The sequence below is a fragment of the Brevibacillus sp. NRS-1366 genome (assembly GCF_050467985.1).
On record NZ_JBITPN010000028.1, the window covers coordinates 42,269 to 64,616 of the forward strand.

Genomic DNA, 22,348 nt, shown 5'->3' on the forward strand with positions numbered 1-22,348 from the left:
GCATTCGTTGCCTCAAACAAGTAACCATCACTTGTTTGGGGTTTTTTGTATTATTGGCTTTACTTTTCGATTCTACATTATGTAGAATAAAAAACAACGCGTAGAAACGAAGGGGTGAATCTATCTGAAATGAACATTACAAAAGCGGAAATGGAAATCATGCAGGTCATTTGGGAAAGCGGGCGGAGAATGACAACGAAGGAAATTGGTGAAAAGCTCCCAGATAAAAAGCCGACGACCATTCTTACGCTGGCAGGCAGACTAATCGACAAGGGTGCGCTGCATGCTGTCAAGCTTGGACGATCCCATGCACACGAGTATTGGGCGGCTATCACGGAAAAGGAATACTTGAACAGGCAAACAGAGAGCTTTTTGCACACGATACATAACGGCTCCGCCAAAAGCCTGATCAGTTCGTTGTTTCAGGCGGAGAAGTTATCCAAAAAGGACATTGAGGAGCTGCGGGCATTTATCAATAGCGAGGCTGACGAAAATGATTAAATGGCTGTTGATGACATCGCTGGCAGGGAGTATTTCAACCCTTTTGCTCATGTTATTCAAGGCAAGACTTGCAGCCAAGTATGGGGGACGCTTGTATTATGGCGCTTGCTTGTCGACACTGCTGCTGTTTATTTTGCCACTCCAATTTCCTGTGCCAGCCCTTTATTCACACTCCATGTCTATTGAAAAGAACTTCGTCGATGACAGGGCAAAAGGCTCGGTAGTCGAGACCAACAAGACGATTAATGAGCAAACTCAACCTTCCAACCCAGTGACCACAGCAACTGAAGAAAATGGCAGTCAGAGTCTCAGCGTTGACCAATGGCTACTGACCATATGGGCTTGCGGTTTTATCGTTACGCTGTGTAGATACTTGCTAGGTTATTTCCTGTATAAACGAAAAATACTGCTTGAGTCCAAGTGGATAGATAGCGTGGAAAAGCTGGATGTAGTCGTTAGTGACGTTGCGACCTCGCCGATGCTAATCGGGTTTATCAAGCCGAAAATCGTCATGCCAAACGTAAAAATGGACAGAGCCGATTATGAAATGGCGGTACGGCACGAATGGATTCACTACAGGCAAAAGGATGCTTGGTTTAAGCTTTTGGCTGTATGGATCAATAGTGTTCATTGGTTTAATCCGTTCTCTTATATGGCTTTGGCGAATTTGAGCGAAGCCTGCGAATATGCGGTAGATGAAAAAATAACGGAACGTATGAAGGCAGTCGAGAAAAAACGCTACAGTGAGATGATTTTACAATTTGCTGCCAATGCTACACCAGCGTTAAATAATCATTTGGTCGACCATAAAAAGCTGCTAATCAGGAGGTTTCGGCTCATTATGAAGAAAAATTCAGGAAGTGGCAAAGCATTCTCAGGTATCCTGCTAGCCATCATGATCGGGGCTGCTTCAGTCTTCACCTCGTCTGTTGTGTTTGCAGAAGCACCAAAACCGCTTACGGAATATAGCGGTGGAATTAAAACCTACTACAATACAGCACAGACACTTGAACAAAATGTCCAAAGCACGCTAGGCATTCCCTCTCCGACAGAGAAGAATCGAGTTATGGTCAAATGGAGGAATTTGTATATCGATAAGGAAGGGCGAAAAATAGATTATTTCAACCGCACAGCGCCTTACTATAAGGTGGAGCTCAAATGGCAGGAAAAAGGATCGGCTGTTGCCAGCATGACAAACAAAACGATGACCATCGGCGGGCAGACTGTGACGGTTGCATTCGGTGATAAAGCAGTCGCGTACAAGGATGATCCTGTCATTGAAAAAATGATTGATAACCAAATCACGTTTGAAATGAACTACCAAACCACCGATCGTCGGTTTATGTATGACCATAAGGCTTTTATGAATGAGCTGATCAAGCGGGGAGCCTATGTGATTGATGAGGTTGTGGCACCGCAGCAATTTACGTATGAGTTCAGTCAGACAAAAGCTGGAGGACAAGTAGGGGCAAAACCGCTAACAGCCTATGACAAGGTGGAGGTGCAGACTCCTATTTTCAAGGGGAGCGTGTTGCTCCCTAAGCAACCAGATGACAGCGACGGAAGCAAGGGACTGCAAATTGGCAATTCCTTTGTCTTGAAGCCAGGAGAAACAGCAGCGATTGATCTAAAAGAAACCACTGATAAGACCCCAACAATCAGCCTGGCTATTTTGGATGAAACAACAGGTGATATGACGTACTGGAATCCGGCGGCAGCAAGTGGATACCGCTTTATTTTTACACCGGGTCAAAATGGCGTGAACCATACTTATAAAATGGTCGCTAGCGGAGAACAGCAGGATACGGTCAAAATTGAAATTTTTACGTACCAGACAAATAGCGAAACGGCGAAGTAACGAGTGGCAATTGAATAGAGGATAAATGACAAACGAAATCCCAAACGAGTATGAATGTACTTGTTTGGGGTTTTTTCAGTACTGCTTATAAGTCGGCAATGTTCAAAAAACACAGCAGGGCGCGAAAAAATTGAGTTTTATGTTCGTTTTTAACACTGAATGATTTGTTTTATTGAAAAAGTTGTTCAAAAATAACATAATATCATCATGAGATGTTCTAAATTAACAAAGGGTGATGTCTTTGTTACCACAAGAGCGAAGAAAATGGATTTTGGAACAGTTAAGCCAAGATGAGAAAATCGATATCGACCAGTTAGCTGAGCGATTGAATGTATCAGCCATGACGATCCGCAGAGATTTGTCTACCTTGGAAGAGGAAGAGAAAATCATTCGGACGTTTGGAGGGGCAGTTCTTAACAAGCCTTTGATTCACGAAACCCCATTTCTCACAAAAGAAGGCAAATACAGCAAGCAAAAAAGGCAAATTGCTCAGAGAGCCGTGGAATTCGTTCAGGATCATTCCACCATCCTGTTGGATTCGGGAACGACCAATCTGGAGATTGCGAGATTACTCAAGCATAGAAAAAATCTCACGGTGATTACCAATGATATTAAAATCGCGGTCGAGCTTATGGACAGTGAGGTAAAAATCATTGTGGCAGGCGGAGAGCTGCAAAATAATGTCGGGGCTTTATTTGGACCCTTGACGGAGCAAATTCTGAAAAACATCAATGTAGACTTGTTTTTCTTGGGGGCACATGCCATTCATCTCGACGCTGGCGTTACCGTACCTACGTTTGAAAAGGCTTCCATAAAAAAACTCATGATAGAAGCAGCTGAGACTACCTGGTTAGTGGCGGATTCGAGCAAGTTTGACCAGAAGGCTTTTACAAAGGTCTGCGATCTATCTGGCATTGATGGCTGGATTACAGATGATGGGCTAGCAGAAGAAGACAAAGAAAAGCTAAACGAGCATCTGAGAGTTGTAACAGCAGAGGTGGGAGAGGCCACATGAAAATTGGAGTCATTGCAGATGACTTGACAGGGGCTAACGCGACTGGAGTGAGACTCGCCCGGCAAGGCTTTGAGGCAGCAACGATGGTTCACTATAACAATCTGCCTACATCTGATGCGTATAACGCGGTATGTATTGATACAGACAGTCGTTATGCGAGAGAAGAAGTAGCCCAGATAAGAGTCAAGACCGTGCTGGAGAATCTCACAAAATGGGGAGCTCATGTCATCTGCAAGCGAATTGACAGTACCGTCCGGGGCAATATCGGGGTGGAGCTCGATACCGTTTTGACTGAGCTTGGTGAAAAAGCGATCGCAGTAGTAGTTGCGTCCTATCCGGAATCAGGGCGGTTTATATCGGAGGATACGTATAAGGGGCAAGTGGATAATCCGCTGAGTTTGAATCGGTATACGTATGTAGAGAATAACCCCTTGAGTTTTATTGACCCTACTGGGCATTGGAGTACTGAGGTCACTGCAAACTGGTCTATTAATGAGGCTAAATGGAAATGGGCAGAAGCTACTTCCAATTCAGACAGGGCATATTGGGCAGGACGAGCAGAACAAATTAGGGATCAGTTGAGGCAAAACGGAACTGCTGAAGCAAATATTATGCAATCAACGGATTATATGATTCCAGAAGACGTAGTAAATCAGATTGCTTGGGATGCCACAATTAAAAAAATTGAAAGCAACCCATACGGCTTCGGTTTATTCGTTCATTCAGCTAATGCAATTCAATATGCCCCTTTAGGTGGTCTAGCCGCTGGGAGTTTAAAGATTGTAAAAACAGCAACCTCAGTCATAAAAAATGATAAGCGGCTTGTGAGAGCAGCAATGGAAATGGGGAAAGACCCAAGAGTCCAATCTGAGGCAGATAATTTAGTTAAGAGTTTTCTAAGTGGAAACACAAATCCGGGTAAAGGCTCAAAATCGCTTGGATTTGGAGGGATATATGAAATGCGTGGTGCAAATGGGGCTAGGGTATACTTTAAGAATGTTGAAAGTGGAATCGAGATTGTGGGTAAATCTAATAAGGCAAATCAGGCTGATGTTATTAAAGTCCTGAGAGACCTTTACGGTAAATAACCTAGAGGGGGAGAGATTTAATTGGAGAATTATGTGATAAAATATCCACCGTATTTTGATGAAATTGAGGATATAGAAAACGATAATATTGATGTTTTTATTGAAACAGTAGATGGATTTACGTATACCTTAATCGTAACAACTCCAAAATATTTATTTTCGTACATGGATAAAGAAGGGGTAGACTTTATTGCTGCTGCACCGCCAGAGGTCATCGTAAAGAAACTTTCAAAAGAAGTAATAGAAAAAGCAGTAAAGACCTATTTGGAAGATGATGCTTATTGGTTAAAGCTATACTTTTTGGCAGGAACGAATGAAGGATTATTTGATGTGAAGGAAATGGACAAAATATTAGACAAGATTGAAAGAACAAATAAAGATATTTTTGGATGATTTTATCCCCCAACCGAGTGATCAACGCTCGTTTGGGGGGATTTTTTTGCCCTAGAACTCGTCCTTGAAAAGGGGGCAATTGAAATTACAACGGGACTATCATACTTCTTAGCACCAGGGTCTACCAAATATACGTTCACCTCTATAGATGCTGTAAACGCTACTGGAGTTTTGAAGGCTGTGGTTGACAATCCTGCTACAGGTCATGTTAGTATCTTTGCAACGAATCCTGCTCATCATAAAGCGTGGATTGCGTCGAGACCTAACGCTGAGACAAATCCTTATTACCTAACTACCGTGCTGAAGTCTATTTCTATAAAAGGAAGATAATGAAAGGAGGGGTAGTATGAACGAGAAAATCGTTTTTACACAGCTAATTGACCATGAGGGACATACTCAGGAGACAAACCTTTATATAGGTTTTACAGAAACCGATACAGTAAATCTAACTCTTATTGGCAGGGCTGTGGACATTGAGAGTGAAGAATCTAATTATGTTCAAAGCCTTCTTGCGTTGATGACAAAACTACCAGAAGGTTATCGGCTAAAATTCTCGAATAGCTTCCAAATTGAAAATATGGATGCAATAGAAGTAATTAAAGTAGAGGAACTTGTATCTGTTACGTTTGATTACGACCCTGACGAGCCACAGTTGAGATACAACCTCTTATGTCACTACGGTGGGAAAACTTTTACATCTGAATCAGTTGAGGACTTTTCTATTGCTTTACAAGCACTTCAAACGAAAATGGACATAAACTTTAGTATCTGTGCATTCTGCTCAAATGCTGATTTCAGGTCAACTGGTGGAGAAGACTTGAGGCATGGTTGGTATTGTTTACGTGATGTTGAGAATCGTAAACCAGAGTTACCTTGGTTTCAACGAGAAGAAGAGTTTCAACAAGCATATCCGAATGTCAGTGCGTTTCATTGGTGTCCAAGCTATGCAAAGGCAGTAGATAGATTATTGTAAGAGTAAGCCAATAAAAGACCTCATTCGAGTATTCAATACTCGTCTGGGGTTTCTTTTTTTGCCTCTTGTAATCGTCGGGCGGCGAGTGAGATAGACCCCACCCAGTGCCGAATGAATCACTTTATCTCACGATTATAAACATAACCCTTGTTTTACCTGTACATAGTTTTCATGAAATTGGATGTACGCACATAATGCTACAAAAATATAACCTATTTCCACTTTCCGATCTCGGTCTTTAATCTTAAAAACTCCCAGTTACCATCATTTATCCACGTAATTTTCTTATCCTCGTTTTCTGCCGTTTTTCCAAAAATCCATAAAAACGCAACTTATAGCCTGACTATTTCGATAGGGCGGTTGAGAGGACAAAAAAATTTCCTGATCGCAACTATCCAGATGGATGCAACGATTATTACTATGCAAAGGGATATGAAGCAAAAAGGACTCTCGCAACTAATGAATCTGGTGTCCCGACTATAAATAGTGTAAGGGGCAAAAACAATCTGGTAACGTGCCAATTTACATATAGCATTTGGGAAGGACATGTGAAAGGCTAGCCACCTCCCCTCTAATTTAGCCAGAAATTCATCAAAATTTTTGGAGGGGGAAGAACATGAGCAACATCAAGCTGTCGATTGATAAGATTGTCATTGAATACAAAGACGTGCATTGGAAATTCTTTAATCCATTTAAGCGAAACATCTGCGACTACTACGGTGTCACCGAGTCTATTGCAAAAACAGATTGGGGATTTAAGTATCATCTTCACATCGAATTGTCTCATGAAGCCTACTTACATATCTCCTATCAGCCATACCATGAGCCGAAATCATTCAAACACTCTTTGCGTATCGAAACGCACCCAGACCATCTGTCAGAGTTCAAGCACCTTTTAGATACGCTTTATCAGAACGCAAGTTCGATATGGTTTGTTCGCTGTGATGTCGCATTTGACATTCCTAGCCCGATAACAAACGTGTTTACTTCATCAAAGACGGGGCGGCGGATGAATCTGTATGAGGGGACAAGATACTTTGGTAGAAAGAGTCAGCGTCAACAGGCAGGCTACTGTAGGGTGTATGACAAGAGGAAAGAACGAGAGGAACGGAAAGGCAAGAAAACAGTGGGGGAACTAACCAGAGTGGAAATTGTTTATCGACCTGCTGAAAAGATTCCATTGGAGTCGCTCATTCAGCTTCCCCCTCAGTTTAACAACTTGTACTTCTGTCAAGTTCTGAATGACCTTGCTCCATTGAAGCCAGAGAAACGGGCAATTGTATTTGCGATACAGCAAGGTTTAATGACAATGGATGAGTTTACTCCACATCATAAGAGAACGATTATGCAATTGCTTGCCGATCAAGAAGCAGTTGATTTCGATGAAATTGCATACGAACAATGGGAAGAAAACGTACTTGTTCCATGTGCATTGATATGTGGAAAGGTAAATCGAGGAGTGACAACAGAACAGGTTAGCTAATGTTTAATCAATCTCTATTAGTTCCTCGATATGGATGTTTAATGTTTTGCAAACCAGTTCCAAGGTATCTAGGTATACCCTGTCTACCTTTTCGGAACAAAGATGATTAACAGTGCTTGCCCTAAGACCTGTCAAGCGTGCTAATTCACGTTGAGAGATTCCCTTCTTATCCAAAATCTCTCTCAGTCTGACCCGAATAGCCATGCGAATGCTCCTCCTCGTTCAGTAACGCTTAAGCGTACAAAAATCTGACTACATTATAGCACCATGATAGGAGTTAGTCATTGTGTGTTTCGGTTAAGCGGTATATAATGAAATTAACGATTCGGTTAAGCGTTACATTAATCTCAATTTCTGTAACGGTGGGGGAGAAAATGCGATGAAAGTCATTGGATATGTACGGGTTTCCACACAAGGGCAAGCAAAGGACGGCTACAGTTTAGCTTATCAACTAGATGAAATTCTAGCTTACTGTAAGGAACAAGGATGGAATCTCCTGCATGTGTTTTGTGATGAAGGCATATCGGGGGCAAAGGTAGACGAGGAAGCGTTAGAAGTGGATAGAGAGGGCTTTCAGGACATGTTAGCCGCCCTCTCTACCGAAACCATCGACAAAGTAGTTGTCCTCAATACAAGCCGTTTATGGCGGTCTGACATCGTTAAGGTATTGGTACATCGGGAGTTCAAGAAGTATAACGTGGATGTGAGAAGCATCGAACAGCCGACCTACAGCATCTATAAGAAAGACCCAAGCGATTTTCTGATCAACGGACTGATGGAATTACTAGACCAATATCAGAGACTTGAAATAGCCCTCAAGCTAGGCAGAGGACGCAACAAGAAGGCACAGCAGGGCGGCTATGCAGGAGGAAGAGCAACCTTTGGCTACACAGTGCCAAAAGGTCAGAAGGCTTTACAGATAGACCAGAAACAAGCAGAAACGGTTAGAAGACTGTTTGCCATACGTGAGCAGTATCAAACATGGTCACTCTCCCAAATGGCTCTACAGCTAAACGTGGAGGGCTACAGAACCGCACAAGGCAAGTCATTTACAAAAGTTCAGGTGAAACGAATCCTAGACCGTGAGGGCTTCTACAAAGGGCAGTATACATACGGTCACATTGAATCACAAGGCATACATCAACCGATTATTTAGAACCTTTTCAGTTGTCTAACAGAGAATGTACTAGCTGACGTATCCGTGCGTGGTCATTTCCATGATTAACGCTTGTTCGGAGGGTGCTGACATTCTTTGCATAGACAACTGAAAACAACTAAGACGAGGGGGGAATGAATATGAATCGTAAATTGACATTGCTTTACATTGGCGTAGACCTGCATAAGAATCATCACACAGCTATCATGATGAATTGCCTGCATGAAAAACTGGGTGAATTGAAGTTTGACAACAAGCCTTCCGCTTTCCCTGTGTTTCTAAAAGAGGTAAACAAGATTGCCAAAAAGGAAGGTCTGACACCTGTTTTCGGTCTGGAAGATGTGGGCGGCTACGGAAGAGGGCTTGCCATGTTCCTTATCGAAAACAAGTATGAAGTAAAAGCTGTCAATCCTGCACTTACGGTATCAATGCGGAGAAGCAGTCCAAACAACAAGAAAACAGATGCTTGGGATGCTGAATGTGTGGCTCGTATCTTGATTTCCAACTTGGATACATTGCCAAACGCTAATCCGCTTGACCTCTACTATGCAATCTCCCAATTGGTAACGAGAAGAGCCAATATCGTAAGCGTTGTGACGGGAATCAAGCTACAGCTTCACCAATTGCTAGGTTATCACTATCCAAGTTACAAGAAGTTTTTTTCACAGGTGGACGGGAAAACAGCACTAGCCTTCTGGCGAAAATACCCTTCTCCCAGTTGTTTGAAGGGGGTGGGCGTGGATGAACTTGCTAACTTCCTTTACAAGAAAAGCAATCGCTACTTATCCACCAAGAAGGCAGAGGAAATTCTCTCTCTTGTGGAACAGGACGGAGACACATCGAAGGACTACCAAGAAGCTAATGACTTCCTGGTGAAAGATGTGGTTCGAGACATCATCATTCGTGAGCATCAGCTAGACCAAATTGACGCTGAGTTGAAGAAACACATGGCTTTACTCGATTACAAGCTAGAAACGATGCACGGGATTAGCACGGTAACGGCGGCGGAACTGATAGCGGAGATTGGCGACATATCACGCTTCTCTAGTGCAGACAAACTAGCCAACTTTGCAGGAATTGCACCAGTTCAGCATAGTTCAGGGAACAAGCAGAAGGCAAAAAAGAGCAAGCTAGGTAACCGTAGCTTATATGACATCTTCTATAACCTTGCTATTCGGATGCTAGGCGTATCGAGGGGGGAGAAGAAGCCGAATCATCCTATGTATTATGCTTATTACGAGAAAAAGCTAGCAGAAGGAAAGACCAAATGGCAAGCCATTATCTGTGTCATGCGTAAACTGGTCAATGTCATCTACAGCATGATGAAGTACAAGACGGAATACAAAATGCCAGTCCTTCCAGAACGGGCGGCTTAGTCTACAGGGTGGTAACTCTAACAAGTTGCCACCTAACTTTTATCCATTGACCGTTTTATCATGGAGGATACGTATAAAGGGCAAGTGGATAATCCACTTAGTTTGAATCGGTATACGTATGTGCATAACAATCCACTAGCTAATATTGATCCAACTGGAAACTATTGTGTTTCAGCTAACGGAGATAATGCCCATGGAGGAGATTGTAATTCAGACAGTAGTATATATTTAGGTAAAGACAAGGATTTTGCAGGTAGACCAATCTTGGAAAATGGAAAGATCAAAGGATATATTGGGGTATCTGGGCCAGGATATGGTTCAACGAATTATTGGTCAACATACAAAGATGATTACAGCTATGTTAGATGGGTAAGTGGTGACAACGATTATTACTATAGTCTAGACAGTGACACACAGCAGAGACTTAAGTACAAGCTACTTTCGGGGTATATGCAAGAACAGATTGAAATGGGTTTTCCTGATTTTAGAGCAGGTCTTGAACTAGCAAAAAATCTTAGATCGGGGTCAGGAATAGTTTTAAGCTTTGCAAAAAAAGGTGGAAACATAGGGAAGCAATACAAGGGGACTCCTGGGAACAATCAGGCTCAAAATAAACAGGTAAGAGACATTGTCACCAAATATAAATTAAATAAAGAGCAACAAAGAAAATTACACGATGAAATTTCGGGACAAAATTACGATTTCCATACTATTGAAGATATAGCGAAAGAAATAAAAGCAGGGAGATTTTAATTTTTATGAAAGAAAGGTGTAATATGAAAAGTAGAATTGAAAATAAATTACATGTACTGATTGGATTACCACTCAAGAATGCTGGAAGATCGGGAAACCTAACGTGGTTTAGTTTCGGTCAAACAAAAAAAATTATATCTCTAAGAGGAATTGAAAAAAGAGTTGGAGAGTATACACTAAATATTCAATGCACATGGAGGCTCACAAAAGAACATGAAATAATTGTTGCTGCGAAAGATATATATATACCAAGTAAGGAATGGACGGGAACGGAAGAAGAGTTTGAATGGGATATGCAAGGTATGAATCGTTATGATGAGCGAATTGTAGAATTCAAGGCTATGAATATACTAGTAGAAAAAATTGAAGCTGACGATCTTGGTGGTGTAAAAATTTATTTTAGTGATCGTCATTTGTTAGAAATATTTCCTGATGATTCATCAGAGGAGGAGTTCTGGAGATTCTTTGTGCCTGGAGAACTTAGCTCGCATTTTGTTGTAAAAGGTAACGGGATTGAAGAATAGCCTTGGAACCTCAGACGAGTAACAATTATTCGTCTGGGGTTTCTTTTTGTGAGCGTTTCGTGTGAGAGATAATACGCAATCGGGTTTACATCTTAGTAGCAGGATCGTACAATACAACCAACAAACTAAACACTAAAAAACTTGAGAATCACACTTAGACTAACTTTCAAAGGCTTATTCCCATTTGAACGATGAGGAGGAGTGAGCCTTTTTTGCATGCCCAAAATCAAAGGGGGAAAAGGAAAATGGCAAAACAAGTACACCCAGTTGCAGAAAAGTTGGGATTGATCGCTCAAGCGGAAGCAGAGTATGAGGCTTTACTGGAGGAAATACGGGAGCATTGCCAGAAGGCGCGAGAATTACGGCAACAGGCGGACAAAATGAGTCGTTCTGGCAGTAGTGAGCCGCATGTGGCAACAGAAATAAGGAAGTTAGTAGAACAGGCTGAATACTTTGACCGGTTGGCTGACCAAAAAGACGGACTACCAAGGTTGGAAGCCATTCGACGTATTGAAGATTTACAACGTGAAGTCTGTTGTTTTTGAGCTTTGTACAGCCAATATTTTAACTGATGTATAGGCAATTTCTACTCGGCACACCAGGTTTTCATCGTTTGCCCACTTTCCTGATAAGACACGATCCGTTTTGCCCATATTTGATGTAGGGTTTCTTCCATGCTGAATCCATCCTCTCGTAATAACGATGGATTCATTGTGACAGACTCTGTTTATCAGGAACAGGTGGGGTGGATCTGACGCTTACTATCATTCTGGTCTGCTAAAAACAAAGTATTGCCTGCTAAACGCTGGGGTTCCAGGCGTTTTTTTGTACTATTGGAAAGTATAAAAATTTGAAGGAAGATAGTATAAGTGCAACATAGCGAGACTTCGAACGAAGTGAGAATGCGAGACTTGTGCCCTTTGGGTACTAAGGCTTTGCCTGCGCCAGAGGCTTGGCACCGCAAAGTTTTCTAATTGGGATGACAACGTCATGATCAATAGAATCAAGCGAGTCGAAAATTGTTGAATCGTTCGCAATCTGTAAGTAAAATCGAGAAGAAATGTAAGAGACGCATCCTCATTAAGGGGTGATACGATTGCTCAGAAGGACTTTCATCATCATTATTATTAGTCTGCTCTCTTTTTCGTTCATTCCTTTCTCTATTTTCGTGGACAATGATGAGCTAATGAATGATTTCGTTGTACATCAGGGCGTAATGGATCTTGCGACGTGGGATTATGAGCATGATAAGCGAATCAAGCTGGACGGCGAATGGGAATTTTATTGGAATCAGCTGTTAACCCCCGACGACTTCAATCGTACAGACAAGCCCTCTCCGACTACTTTCATGACAGTACCCTCTCAATGGAACGGAAAAATAATCGATGGCAAGCTGCTACCTGCCTATGGTTATGCGACCTACCGGATGGTCCTGAAAAACGTGCCCTACAGCGGTGTTTTTGCATTGAAAAAAACAAATATTCGCTTTTCGAGTGCGGTTTATGTCAATGGTCACCAATTGTTTGAGGATGGCAAGCCTTCGATTGAAGAAGCTACCTATCGCCCAGGGAATGTTCCGCAGCTCGACTCTTTTCAGAGTGAAAAGGGAGACGTCGAGATTATTGTTCAGATCGCCAACTTTGATTACATTAATGCAGGCATTCCGTTGTCCATCTACTTTGGCGGGCAAGCAGATATGTATGAAATCCAGCAACGGAATATGGGATATGAGCTGGGCGCTTTCGCGATTCTTGGTACCCTCGCCATTATCTACTTTATTTGCTTTGTAACAGCGACGTTATACGGGAAAAAGGACTATTCCCTACTTGTCTTTGCCATTGTTTGTTCGCTTTATGCTATCTACAACGGCTTGATCAGCGAACGACCGCTACTGTTGTTTTTACAAGGCTTTTCATTTGAAGCACTGTATAAATGGAAGGATATCGTTTCTACTACCTGCTTCATTGTTCTAGCAATCTTTTTCTATCAATTGCAAAAGAGCATGATGTCTTTGAAGTTTACGCAAACGTTTTGCGCCCTGTTGGGAGCGTATCTGGTGCTGATCATTTTTTCACCAATCCGTGTTTATATCGAATATCAAGTGTATATTATGGTTTTGTATGAATTGATGCTTATCTGGCTCTTGATCAGAGTTGCTATATTATTTATCAAGAAAACGAATAGCCCGTCTTATAAATCCTTTCTGATGTTTATGGCAATCCTGACCATTAATTTATATTCCTTTGACCTTATCCTGTTTGCTTTTTCAATCAAAGACAACGTTTGGCTAGGACAGCTTTATATCGTTGTGTTTAACATTATCATGATCTTTTTGATTGTCCTCCGTTTTTTCGAAGCCTATCAAACAATCGATGAAATGAAAGACCAATTGCTTCAGTTAGACAAGATTAAGGACGATTTTCTATCGAATACGTCACATGAACTGAAAACGCCGTTAAATGCCATCGTGAGTATTACGGATACGCTGATCAAAGGAGTAGAAGGGCCCGTAACAGAAAAGCAGGCGTACAATTTGGCAGTTGTTTTAGAGAGCGGGAGAAGGCTGACTCATCTCGTAAATGAGCTGCTTGATTACTCAAAAATGAAGCATGGAGACATTTCGTTGTTTAAAAGCAAAATTGACCTGAAGGCTGCTGTTGATTCGGTCATCGGAATTCACATGTTCCTGCTTGGGGGAAAGCCAATTACGCTTGTGAATCATATTAGCGAGGATGCTCCAGAGGTGTATGCGGATGGGAACCGTTTGATCCAAATCTTGCATAATTTGCTCGATAATGCTATCAAATTCACGGACAAGGGCACAGTTGAGCTCAGTGCCGCTGTAGTCCGTGATATGGTAGAGGTTCGTGTAGCAGATACCGGGATTGGGATCGATACGGAGATGCAAGAACGTATTTTCTATGCATTTGAACAGGAAGATGCCTCGGTAACGAAAAATTATGGTGGAACAGGTCTCGGATTGAGCATAACCAAGAAACTGGTAGAGCTTCACGGGGGAGAGATTCGAGTAGAATCAAGCCCTGGACGAGGCTCGGTGTTTATTTTCACGATACCGGTAGCTAAAAATGCAGATCGAGCCATCAGGCGGATTACGGAGCAGCACATGCACAAGCTTCCACCAATCACTCATGGAACATATCCGGTTTCAATCAAAGGTACGAGGGATGAAACCATTTTGGTAGTGGACGATGATTTTGCGAATTTGCAAGCGATGATCAATTTGCTCAAGTTGGAAGGGTATTCGATTGTCATCGTCAATCGCGGGCGATTGGCGCTGGAGGAGCTCACCAAGAGAACCGATTTCTTTTTGGTCATATTGGACATCATGATGCCGGATCTATCGGGTTATGAAGTACTTAGGCTGATTCGAGAGAGATTCTCGACCTCTGAGCTGCCTGTGCTGATGCTTACGGCTAAAAATAGGGTTAGTGATAAGATGGTAACCATGGAAAATGGAGCGAATGATTTTGTCAGTAAGCCATTCGAAGCGGATGAGCTGATGGCCCGTGTGAGGAACCTGACCCGATTGAAAGCATCCGTAAAAATGGCCAAGAATGCCGAAATTGCCTTTTTGCGGTCCCAAATCAAGCCTCACTTTTTGTTCAATGCCTTAAATTCCATTGCAGCCCTGTGCATGGATGAACCGCAAAAAGCAGAGGAGCTAACTCTGCAGCTCTCTGAGTATTTAAGAGGCAGCTTTGATTTTAAGCAGCTCGATTCTCTGTCGACTATCGAAAATGAATTAAGTCTTGTAAACGCCTATATTATGATCGAAAAGGCGCGGTTTGGAAGCAGGCTTCACGTGGAATATGATATAGAGGCGAATCTGGAGTTCCAGCTTCCACCGCTTATTTTACAGCCATTGGTAGAAAATGCAATCAGACATGGGCTGATGTCCAATTTCCGCGGAGGGACTGTAAAAATCGAAGTAAAGCAGGCAAAGGAAGATGTGGTCAGCTTTTCAGTAGAGGACGACGGATGCGGTATGAACGATAAAAAAATCGAAGAAATCATGGTCGGCGATGTCCACAAAAAAGGAGTTGGGCTGTGGAATATCGGGCAGAGAATCAAGCTTCTTTATGGCAGAAACATTCGGATCGAAAGCAAGGAAGAAATAGGGACAAAGGTTTCTTTTGACATACCTGCTCTGCCAAAGGTAGAAATGGAGGGGTAAAGCATTGCTGCGAGCCATCATCGTGGACGATGAAGAACTGTCCGTGAAGCGACTGAAGAAGATACTGTCTGACAACGGTGTGATTGATATAAGAGAAGTGTTTCAAAACCCGCTGGAGGCGTATGAATATGTTAAGGTCAACAAGATTGATCTTGTCTTTTTAGATATTTCCATGCCGGAAATTAACGGGATGAAGCTTTCTAGTTTGTTGCGTGATCGAAATGGTGAGCTTGACATTGTTTTTGTAACCGGCTTTGATGAGTATGCTGTTCAAGCCTTTGATATGAGTGCACTGGATTATTTAATGAAGCCTGTTTCCGTAGAGCGTATCTCCAAAATGCTAGACAAGATTCGAGCGAAGCATCGGATAGAGACGACCTCACCGTCCTTGGCTGTTCAGCTGTTTAATGGCCTGAAAATTTATTGGAAGGGCCATGAGAAGCAGTCCATTAAGTTGAGAAGCCCGAAAACGGAAGAGTTGTTTGCCTATCTCATTTACAAAGGAACAGTTAGTCGTGAAGAAATCGTCGATACGCTGTGGAGAGAGCTGGAGCATGAAAAAGCTTTAAAAAATTTGAACTCCACCTTGTACTATATTCGGAAAGCAATTGGCACAAGCGAAGTAGGCGAGTGTATCCAGGCAGGCAGAAATGAGATTCGGATTGACAAGAGCATAGTATACTGCGATCTGTATGAATTTGAACAAGTGACGAAACAATTTAGGCTCCAGCCTGACAAAAGTGCGGATTTGCTAGAACGCGTCGAAGCGTTGTATACGGGACCGTTTTTGAACGGAAAAGCTTATGAGTGGGCAAGTGAAAAGTCAAGACGGCTGGAACAGGAGTACATCTCATTGTTGGAGGTTGCAGCAAGAAGTCATCTCAAACAAAATCAACTTCACAAGTCATTGCACTATTTTCGAGAAATAGTAAAAGTAGATGGACTACGAGAGGATATTTATCATGAAATCATTCTCTTATACATCAAATTGGGGAGAAAGAATGACGCATTTCGACAGTACCGCTTGCTAGAGGAGACGCTGCAGCATGAGCTAGGGACGCGTCCTGACCCGCACATTCAAAGCATCATGATGAGCTTGTCGAAGTAAACACGAGCACAAGACTGAGCCTTCGGAATCGAAATGGGATTCCAGGGCTCTTTTTTGTTTATTCTCTGTTTATCGTAGATTCGTATAATATGGATGATTTTGTCGAATGGAAGGAATTAGACAACAGGCGATTATCAAAAATTTATGTTAGGGGGAATCTATTTATGGGTTTTGGTTCACTCGATAACCAGCTACATATTGCGAACAAATCGGGAGAGGATCTTTACGTTGTCGTCACACCAAACAAAAAGGTCTTGCCCTCGCAATCGCCGTGGCAGCAAGTCAAAGAACCCCCACTCAGTGCCGAATGAACCGTTTTATATACTAACTGGAACATAAACCCTTGTTGTTTTAGCTATCTGATAATATCCAAAAGTTGACGACAGGATGATCTTGTACCTACCTAGACACATCCGTAAACCCGTCAATTTCCAAATCATGCAGTGAAACGACCAAATCAGCCCGTCAACCTTTGGACTGGATAGCTTAGTTGTAACAATCAAATTCTTTTCACCAAGGTTTTACGTACAATCTAGTGTCTCTGTTTTGTTTTTCATTTTTACACCGGGGAATAATTAGCCATTCGAACTCGCTGCAAACCGCCACCAACGTTTTCATTAAAGCTGAGACACCAGAAACCCACTAATTTTTTTAATAGATGAATTTGGATTTTCTGGAAGGAAGAACAAAACTTGTGTCGAATTTTCACTAACTGTCAGTTTTTTTAGTCTATCGACAAATAGAATGCTAAGAGACTCATGAAAGCTAGGCGACCTCCTTTCATGAGTTTTTCCATGTTTTTTAGCGAGTACATCAGGAGGAAATTACTTTGGTCTTCAGCTCCATCAGTTTTTTGTTTTTCTTTTTGCCGCTTGTCTTTGCCTGCTATTTTGCTGTTCCGTTTACATACAAAAATGCAGTTTTATTGATTTTCAGCTTAATCTTCTACGCCTGGGGTGAACCGACGTACATTGTTCTCATGATGTTATCCATTATCATGAACTATGGCTTCGGGATATGGATTGATCGAGCGGAAAATCAGCAAAAAAAGCGAACCGCGATTTTAACGTTAGCAATCGTGGTAAATATCGGACTTCTGGGCTTCTTCAAGTATGCGAACTTCTTCGTAGATGTCGTGAATCAAGCGCTGCAGACGGATATACATGTGACACCTGTGCCGCTGCCGCTGGGCATTTCTTTTTATACATTCCACGCCCTCAGCTATTTAATCGATGTCTATCGAAAAACAGAAAAAGCGCAGCGCAATCTGTTCAATTTGTCGCTCTACATCACATTTTTCCCGCAGCTTGTTGCAGGTCCGATTATTCGCTACAACTCTGTCGCGCAGCAGCTCAAAAAGCGCGTATTCTCTTCCATCCAATTCGCAGAGGGAATCAAACGATTTATATTGGGCTTGTCGAAAAAAGTACTCTTGGCCAACCCTCTGGGCTTGGTAGCAGATACCGTGTTTGCCACGCCTGCCATGGACCTTTCAACAGGAGGGGCCTGGATTGGAATCATCGCTTATACGTTGCAGATCTATTATGATTTTTCGGGCTACAGTGATATGGCGATCGGACTAGCAAAAATGTTTGGCTTCGAGTTCGCGGAGAATTTCAACTATCCATATATTTCCAAAAGTGTTTCCGAGTTCTGGAGACGCTGGCACATCTCTCTTGGCAGCTGGTTCAGGGACTATGTTTATATCCCGCTCGGCGGAAGCAAAGTGGCACCATGGAAAATCTATCGGAATTTATTGATTGTGTGGGCACTGACAGGGTTCTGGCATGGGGCAAGCTGGACGTTCATTGCTTGGGGGATCTACTACGGCAGTCTGATCGCTCTGGAAAAAGCCGGTCTCGAAAAGATACTTCTCAGAATATATCCGTTAAACCATGTTGTCGTGCTTCTGCTTGTCATGATCGGTTGGGTTTTCTTCCGTGCCGACAACTTCGGGTATGCAGCAGATTTCATCTTGGCTATGTTCCATTCACGCGGCAACGAAATATTCGATTCCCAAGCGCTCGCGTTGTTATCGATGAATTGGATTCCATTTGCCATTGCGATCATTGTTGCTGCACCTATATTTCCCAAGCTGCAAAAATGGCAATTCGGCAAGTCGATCGCAAGCGTACAAACCGTTTTTGCCCTTCTGTTCCACTGCTTCCTCTTTGTGGAAGTGATCTTGTATCTGATCAATTCAACCTATAATCCTTTCTTGTATTTTCGATTCTAGTTCATCAAGAGGAGTACCGAAATGAGTAAATCGGTTTCAATTGCTTATATGGTCACTTTTTTAACGATTATTTTTGGGTTCGCCATTGCCAGCAGCTTTTCACCGGAGAAAGACATCTCCGCCATCGAAAACAGAACGCTCGGCAAGCTGCCCGATCTCAGCTTTGAAGCTGTTACAACACCCCGTTTCTTCGAAGACATGAATCAGTATTTCAATGATCAGGTCGTGTTTCGCAACGAAATGGTGAGTATCTACCAAAAGCAGCAAAATTCCAGTCTGTTTAACTCCATGCTGTTTGAGAACCTGCTTCGCGACAAGACGCAGTACAAGCCCGGAGATGGAACAATCGTAAACGATTCGCGCATCGTGTCCAATCTGGTTCTAATCAATAGTAAGTGGATTTTGCCTGTTCCAGATAAAGTCGTTCATACAAGCGCAATTGACGAAGCAACGGCAAAATTAAAAGACGCGGTCGCATTCGCCGAAGCTCAAAAAACAGAATCGTTTTTCGTCTTTAATCCGTCGAGAACGATATCGCTAATGCATTTGTACCCGCCTTACCTGCAAACCGACGCGTATGACAGATCGAGAGACTATTTCCTGTCGAAGCTCGACAAAAACATAAACGTCGTAGATGTGAGAAGCAAGTTTGATACCTTTACCAACGCGGAGCTGGAAGACCTTTACCTGGAAACCGATCATCATTGGAATATCAAGGGTGCGTTTCTGGCTTATCAAGAAATGATCCGCCAACTCTCGGACAAGTCGGCCCATTTCAAGGGGGAGCCGATGTCTTTAAGCGAGATTCGTGTGTCCACATTCGCGAACGGAAGCTTCGATGGCAGCTATAACAGGCAAAGCAACTTTGCCATTGACACCCAAAAGGCCGATCGAACGATGATATATGAACCGGAAGTGCCGTTCACTTTCCAAAAATTCGAAGTGATCAATGGAGATGGATCCCAAACCATTCGAGATTTCAGCGATTTTTACGGTTACAAAAGAGGGCAAAACCCGGTTTCTTACGGCACCTTCTTTGGCGGGGACAGACGAAAAATCACGTATGAAAACCCGAAAGCAGGCAATCAATTGAATGTCCTGTTGCTGAAAGATTCATTCATGAATCCGATTACGCCTTATTTAGCGCAAAGCTTTAACAGGCTGACGGTTTACGACAATCGTTACTACCCGGAATTCAGTCTGAAAAAAATCTTGTCAAGCGAGCATTATGACATCCTGATTATTGCTTTGCATGATGATAATCTTTACAGTCAAAATTATGTTTTTGAAAAAAAGGACGGCAAGTAGCGTGTGTATTACTATGGGGGCCGTCCTGCGTGAAAGCGGCGCAGGAGATTTTATCGCTGTCCCCAGAAAAACAATCAAGCAGGTAGAAAAGAGCAGAGGAATAGCCACCCCATCTTGCACAAATGGCGGTCATCCCACTGCTCTTTTTTTTCGATCAAATCTGAATGATCTTGATCCCGCTAATAATAATGACGACAAAAATCACACATCGCAGTAAAATGGTCGGCACCTTACAAGAGAGCATACTGCCTGCTAATACTCCGGGCACCGACCCGAGCAATAATTGAATGACGATGATAAAATCAACGGTGCCAAAGCTCATATGAGCAAGTCCAGCTGCGCTGGTAAGAAAGAACGCATGGGCGATGTCTGTCCCTACGACTTCCTTTCCGGAAAGAGTGAAAAAATGCATCAAGGCAATTGCAAATAAGGATCCGCTGCCAATTGAAGTCAAACCGACAAGAAAGCCGAGTATGGCTCCGAGGGTAATGAGCACAGAACGTTTTTGGATAATGGACATTTGCTGCCAGCGGTTGAGTTGAGGATGTTTTCGGTCGAGCAGGCTTTTGGCAAGCATAGCGAGTGGAATCAAGATCAAAGCAAAACCAAGAATTTGCTTTAATAACTGATCGGCACCATCCACATGGAGATGAATCCAGTTCATTACGTGAACAGCAGCAATTGCACTAGGGATACTGCCTAGAGCGAGGAATGCCACGATTGAAAAATGAACCGTTTTTTGACGCCAGTGCTGCCAGGTGCCAAATATTTTGGTGATAGAGTTATACACCAGATCGGTCCCCACAGCCACGGTAGGCTGAATGCCCAAAAAAATGAGAATGGGGGTTAAAAGGGCGGCTCCGCCTACTCCGGTAAGACCAACAAGAAATCCCACCAACAGACCAACAATGGTTAAATGATAGTCCATCCAGCAACATCCTCTGTTACACAAGAATGAAAGGCCTACCATTAACATAAGCGGTTGCCCAGTGTTTGTGCGCCTAATTTTCCTCATTTTCAAGTTGATGGAATTATATTATTATTGATTATAATTCCACGAATTCTACTTTAATCGCAAAGGGGAAAACATTAGGCGATGTTTAACGAGCGGAAAGCATTGCAGATGACATTACAGGCTTTGCTGGAACAAAGAATGGTGTTGCGCCGACAATATGTAGACCAAGATAAACAGCTTGGGGCAGACATCAAGCAGATTTTAAGTCGAATTCGGGACATGGACGCCCAGGGAGGAATCGAGGAAGGCGATTATTCGCAGGAAGTTGCTACTACTGTAGAAGAAGAAGTTCCAGTGGAACTGATGAAACGGATCAAAGTTAGGAAAGCTCATGTCCGTCATGACTATCAAGAGGTTGCCAAGCAAATTGATAGTTTGTTACGGGAAAACATGTCACCTATGTCTTTGGTTGATCTCTGCGATGAGTTAAAGCGTAGACATGGGGTTGAGTTTGCAAGCCCTTACATAGGGGTACAAAAGTCACTCAAATATTTGCCGCAGGTGAGGGTAGAAAAGGACGGACGAAAGCTTATTTTCTCTTTGCCTGTGCAATAAAAAAAGGCGATCGTGCATGAGCACGTCGCCCTTTTTTACGTTATTGCAGAAACGCCTGCAGCATCCAGACGTGTTTTTCCAATCCACTGCGAATAGCGAGGAGCATGTCCGCTGTGGCTTCGTCGCCTGCTTGATCTGCCGTATCCATCGCCAGTTTCAACTCTTCCAAGAGGATGACAAAATCATGCGCAACGGTTTCAACCATTTGTTCCGCGGATTCAGTCCCGTTTGCTTCGGCAATACTAGCTGTCTGCAAGCATGCACTCAATGTGGCAACAGGCTTGCCACCGATGCTCAAGACTCGCTCTGCAATTGTGTCAATATGTTCGGCTGCTTCCGTGTACAGTTCTTCAAATTTTTGATGTAAAGTAAAAAAGTGTTGTCCTTTTACATTCCAATGGTAGTTGTGCAGTTTGGTGTAAAGTACTGTCCAGTTTGCTACCTGCTTATTTAAATGGTTGGTTACGGTTTCCATATTAGAATTTCTCCTTTTTTATAATTATTGTTTGTTAATACTTATTATAAATTAATATCGTGTTTTGTCAATAAACTAAAGAGCGTTTTTCCATGCGAGTCACATTGGGCAGAATTTTTCGTGAAACAGGCAGTCGAGAGAGGACAGCCATCCAAACAAACTCCGGAACTTCACCGTATGTATAGTATTAACGATTGAGCAGAGGGGGTGGGATTATGGAAAGAGAAGAATTTGAAGAAGAAGTAATGGACGACGAAGAATACGAAGAAGAATACGAAGACGACGAAGAAGACGGCGACGAAGAAGAAGACGGCGATGAAGAAGAAGACGGCGACG

Annotated in this window: 20 protein-coding genes and 1 pseudogene; 18 read left to right on the forward strand and 3 right to left on the reverse strand. The window is 42.7% G+C overall.

The window, feature by feature from the left end:
• The first annotated feature begins 129 nt into the window (after positions 1-129).
• The 7 genes from ACIFQN_RS23660 to ACIFQN_RS23690 all read left to right on the forward strand — a co-directional run bounded on the left by ACIFQN_RS23660 (position 130) and on the right by ACIFQN_RS23690 (position 7,311).
• Positions 130-501, forward strand: coding sequence for a BlaI/MecI/CopY family transcriptional regulator (locus ACIFQN_RS23660; protein WP_103109708.1), 372 nt, complete (start codon positions 130-132; stop codon positions 499-501).
• On the forward strand, positions 494-2,359 hold the full coding sequence (locus ACIFQN_RS23665) for a M56 family metallopeptidase (protein WP_429835495.1): 1,866 nt from the start codon (positions 494-496) through the stop codon (positions 2,357-2,359). Before ACIFQN_RS23660 ends, ACIFQN_RS23665 begins: the two co-directional genes overlap by 8 nt.
• Before the next feature lie 241 nt (positions 2,360-2,600).
• Positions 2,601-3,374 (forward strand): DeoR/GlpR family DNA-binding transcription regulator, encoded by a 774-nt coding sequence (locus tag ACIFQN_RS23670; protein ID WP_429835496.1) that lies wholly within the window; start codon positions 2,601-2,603, stop codon positions 3,372-3,374.
• The gene (locus ACIFQN_RS23675; protein ID WP_429835497.1) at positions 3,371-4,462 is read left to right on the forward strand and encodes a four-carbon acid sugar kinase family protein; all 1,092 of its coding nucleotides are present in this window, start codon (positions 3,371-3,373) and stop codon (positions 4,460-4,462) included. The genes ACIFQN_RS23670 and ACIFQN_RS23675 overlap by 4 nt, the downstream gene beginning before the upstream one ends.
• 21 nt (positions 4,463-4,483) lie before the next feature.
• Positions 4,484-4,855, forward strand: a complete 372-nt coding sequence (locus tag ACIFQN_RS23680; RefSeq protein ID WP_429835498.1) for a hypothetical protein — start codon at positions 4,484-4,486, stop codon at positions 4,853-4,855.
• Between the two features lie 346 nt (positions 4,856-5,201).
• On the forward strand, positions 5,202-5,828 hold the full coding sequence (locus ACIFQN_RS23685) for a hypothetical protein (protein WP_429835499.1): 627 nt from the start codon (positions 5,202-5,204) through the stop codon (positions 5,826-5,828).
• 616 nt (positions 5,829-6,444) lie between these two features.
• Entirely contained in the window at positions 6,445-7,311 is an 867-nt protein-coding gene (locus tag ACIFQN_RS23690; protein WP_429835500.1) for a replication initiation factor family protein, read from the forward strand.
• Between the two features lie 3 nt (positions 7,312-7,314).
• On the opposite strand, the gene ACIFQN_RS23695 is transcribed toward ACIFQN_RS23690, so the two are convergent.
• A complete protein-coding gene (locus ACIFQN_RS23695) occupies positions 7,315-7,515 on the reverse strand; it encodes a helix-turn-helix domain-containing protein (RefSeq protein ID WP_429835501.1) in 201 nt (66 codons plus the stop codon).
• Between the two features lie 175 nt (positions 7,516-7,690).
• Here ACIFQN_RS23695 and ACIFQN_RS23700 point away from each other — a divergent pair, with 175 nt between their 5' ends.
• The 10 genes and pseudogenes from ACIFQN_RS23700 to ACIFQN_RS23745 all read left to right on the forward strand — a co-directional run bounded on the left by ACIFQN_RS23700 (position 7,691) and on the right by ACIFQN_RS23745 (position 19,967).
• The gene (locus ACIFQN_RS23700; protein WP_429835502.1) at positions 7,691-8,467 is read left to right on the forward strand and encodes a recombinase family protein; all 777 of its coding nucleotides are present in this window, start codon (positions 7,691-7,693) and stop codon (positions 8,465-8,467) included.
• A 140-nt stretch (positions 8,468-8,607) separates the two neighbouring features.
• The gene (locus ACIFQN_RS23705; RefSeq protein WP_429835503.1) at positions 8,608-9,843 is read left to right on the forward strand and encodes an IS110 family transposase; all 1,236 of its coding nucleotides are present in this window, start codon (positions 8,608-8,610) and stop codon (positions 9,841-9,843) included.
• A gap of 45 nt (positions 9,844-9,888) precedes the next feature.
• Positions 9,889-10,008 (forward strand): annotated as a pseudogene (locus ACIFQN_RS23710) (RHS repeat-associated core domain-containing protein); the annotation flags it as partial.
• Between the two features lie 593 nt (positions 10,009-10,601).
• Positions 10,602-11,120: a hypothetical protein gene (locus ACIFQN_RS23715; RefSeq protein ID WP_429835504.1), complete on the forward strand. Its 519-nt coding sequence runs from the start codon at positions 10,602-10,604 to the stop codon at positions 11,118-11,120.
• A 245-nt stretch (positions 11,121-11,365) separates the two neighbouring features.
• Positions 11,366-11,665: a hypothetical protein gene (locus tag ACIFQN_RS23720; RefSeq protein WP_429835505.1), complete on the forward strand. Its 300-nt coding sequence runs from the start codon at positions 11,366-11,368 to the stop codon at positions 11,663-11,665.
• A gap of 551 nt (positions 11,666-12,216) precedes the next feature.
• A complete protein-coding gene (locus ACIFQN_RS23725) occupies positions 12,217-15,315 on the forward strand; it encodes an ATP-binding protein (protein ID WP_429835506.1) in 3,099 nt (1,032 codons plus the stop codon).
• A 4-nt stretch (positions 15,316-15,319) separates the two neighbouring features.
• Positions 15,320-16,423: a response regulator gene (locus ACIFQN_RS23730; RefSeq protein ID WP_429835507.1), complete on the forward strand. Its 1,104-nt coding sequence runs from the start codon at positions 15,320-15,322 to the stop codon at positions 16,421-16,423.
• 164 nt (positions 16,424-16,587) lie between these two features.
• A complete protein-coding gene (locus ACIFQN_RS23735; protein ID WP_429835508.1) occupies positions 16,588-16,734 on the forward strand; it encodes a hypothetical protein in 147 nt (48 codons plus the stop codon).
• Between the two features lie 518 nt (positions 16,735-17,252).
• A complete protein-coding gene (locus ACIFQN_RS23740; protein WP_429835509.1) occupies positions 17,253-18,659 on the forward strand; it encodes an MBOAT family O-acyltransferase in 1,407 nt (468 codons plus the stop codon).
• Positions 18,660-18,680: 21 nt separating this feature from the next.
• Positions 18,681-19,967 carry a DHHW family protein gene (locus ACIFQN_RS23745; protein ID WP_429835510.1) on the forward strand — a complete coding sequence of 429 codons (1,287 nt, stop codon included), beginning with the start codon at positions 18,681-18,683 and terminating at the stop codon, positions 19,965-19,967.
• A gap of 154 nt (positions 19,968-20,121) precedes the next feature.
• On the opposite strand, the gene ACIFQN_RS23750 is transcribed toward ACIFQN_RS23745, so the two are convergent.
• Complete coding sequence (locus tag ACIFQN_RS23750; protein WP_429835511.1) at positions 20,122-20,895, reverse strand: sulfite exporter TauE/SafE family protein; 774 nt, start codon at positions 20,893-20,895, stop codon at positions 20,122-20,124.
• A 168-nt stretch (positions 20,896-21,063) separates the two neighbouring features.
• Here ACIFQN_RS23750 and ACIFQN_RS23755 point away from each other — a divergent pair, with 168 nt between their 5' ends.
• Positions 21,064-21,537, forward strand: a complete 474-nt coding sequence (locus ACIFQN_RS23755) for a hypothetical protein (RefSeq protein WP_429835512.1) — start codon at positions 21,064-21,066, stop codon at positions 21,535-21,537.
• Between the two features lie 40 nt (positions 21,538-21,577).
• On the opposite strand, the gene ACIFQN_RS23760 is transcribed toward ACIFQN_RS23755, so the two are convergent.
• Positions 21,578-22,012, reverse strand: a complete 435-nt coding sequence (locus ACIFQN_RS23760; RefSeq protein ID WP_429835513.1) for a Dps family protein — start codon at positions 22,010-22,012, stop codon at positions 21,578-21,580.
• Positions 22,013-22,348: the final 336 nt, after the last annotated feature.

Excerpts from the sequence above, each read along its gene's own strand:
- ACIFQN_RS23660 (WP_103109708.1), top strand. The coding sequence starts at position 130 with ATGAACATTACAAAAGCGGAAATGGAAATCATGCAGGTCATTTGGGAA.
- ACIFQN_RS23665 (WP_429835495.1), top strand. The coding sequence starts at position 494 with ATGATTAAATGGCTGTTGATGACATCGCTGGCAGGGAGTATTTCAACC.
- ACIFQN_RS23675 (WP_429835497.1), top strand. The coding sequence starts at position 3,371 with ATGAAAATTGGAGTCATTGCAGATGACTTGACAGGGGCTAACGCGACT.
- ACIFQN_RS23685 (WP_429835499.1), top strand. The coding sequence starts at position 5,202 with ATGAACGAGAAAATCGTTTTTACACAGCTAATTGACCATGAGGGACAT.
- ACIFQN_RS23690 (WP_429835500.1), top strand. The coding sequence starts at position 6,445 with ATGAGCAACATCAAGCTGTCGATTGATAAGATTGTCATTGAATACAAA.
- ACIFQN_RS23695 (WP_429835501.1), bottom strand. The coding sequence starts at position 7,515 with ATGGCTATTCGGGTCAGACTGAGAGAGATTTTGGATAAGAAGGGAATC.
- ACIFQN_RS23700 (WP_429835502.1), top strand. The coding sequence starts at position 7,691 with ATGAAAGTCATTGGATATGTACGGGTTTCCACACAAGGGCAAGCAAAG.
- ACIFQN_RS23705 (WP_429835503.1), top strand. The coding sequence starts at position 8,608 with ATGAATCGTAAATTGACATTGCTTTACATTGGCGTAGACCTGCATAAG.
- ACIFQN_RS23715 (WP_429835504.1), top strand. The coding sequence starts at position 10,602 with ATGAAAGAAAGGTGTAATATGAAAAGTAGAATTGAAAATAAATTACAT.
- ACIFQN_RS23720 (WP_429835505.1), top strand. The coding sequence starts at position 11,366 with ATGGCAAAACAAGTACACCCAGTTGCAGAAAAGTTGGGATTGATCGCT.
- ACIFQN_RS23735 (WP_429835508.1), top strand. The coding sequence starts at position 16,588 with ATGGGTTTTGGTTCACTCGATAACCAGCTACATATTGCGAACAAATCG.
- ACIFQN_RS23745 (WP_429835510.1), top strand. The coding sequence starts at position 18,681 with ATGAGTAAATCGGTTTCAATTGCTTATATGGTCACTTTTTTAACGATT.
- ACIFQN_RS23750 (WP_429835511.1), bottom strand. The coding sequence starts at position 20,895 with ATGGACTATCATTTAACCATTGTTGGTCTGTTGGTGGGATTTCTTGTT.
- ACIFQN_RS23755 (WP_429835512.1), top strand. The coding sequence starts at position 21,064 with ATGTTTAACGAGCGGAAAGCATTGCAGATGACATTACAGGCTTTGCTG.
- ACIFQN_RS23760 (WP_429835513.1), bottom strand. The coding sequence starts at position 22,012 with ATGGAAACCGTAACCAACCATTTAAATAAGCAGGTAGCAAACTGGACA.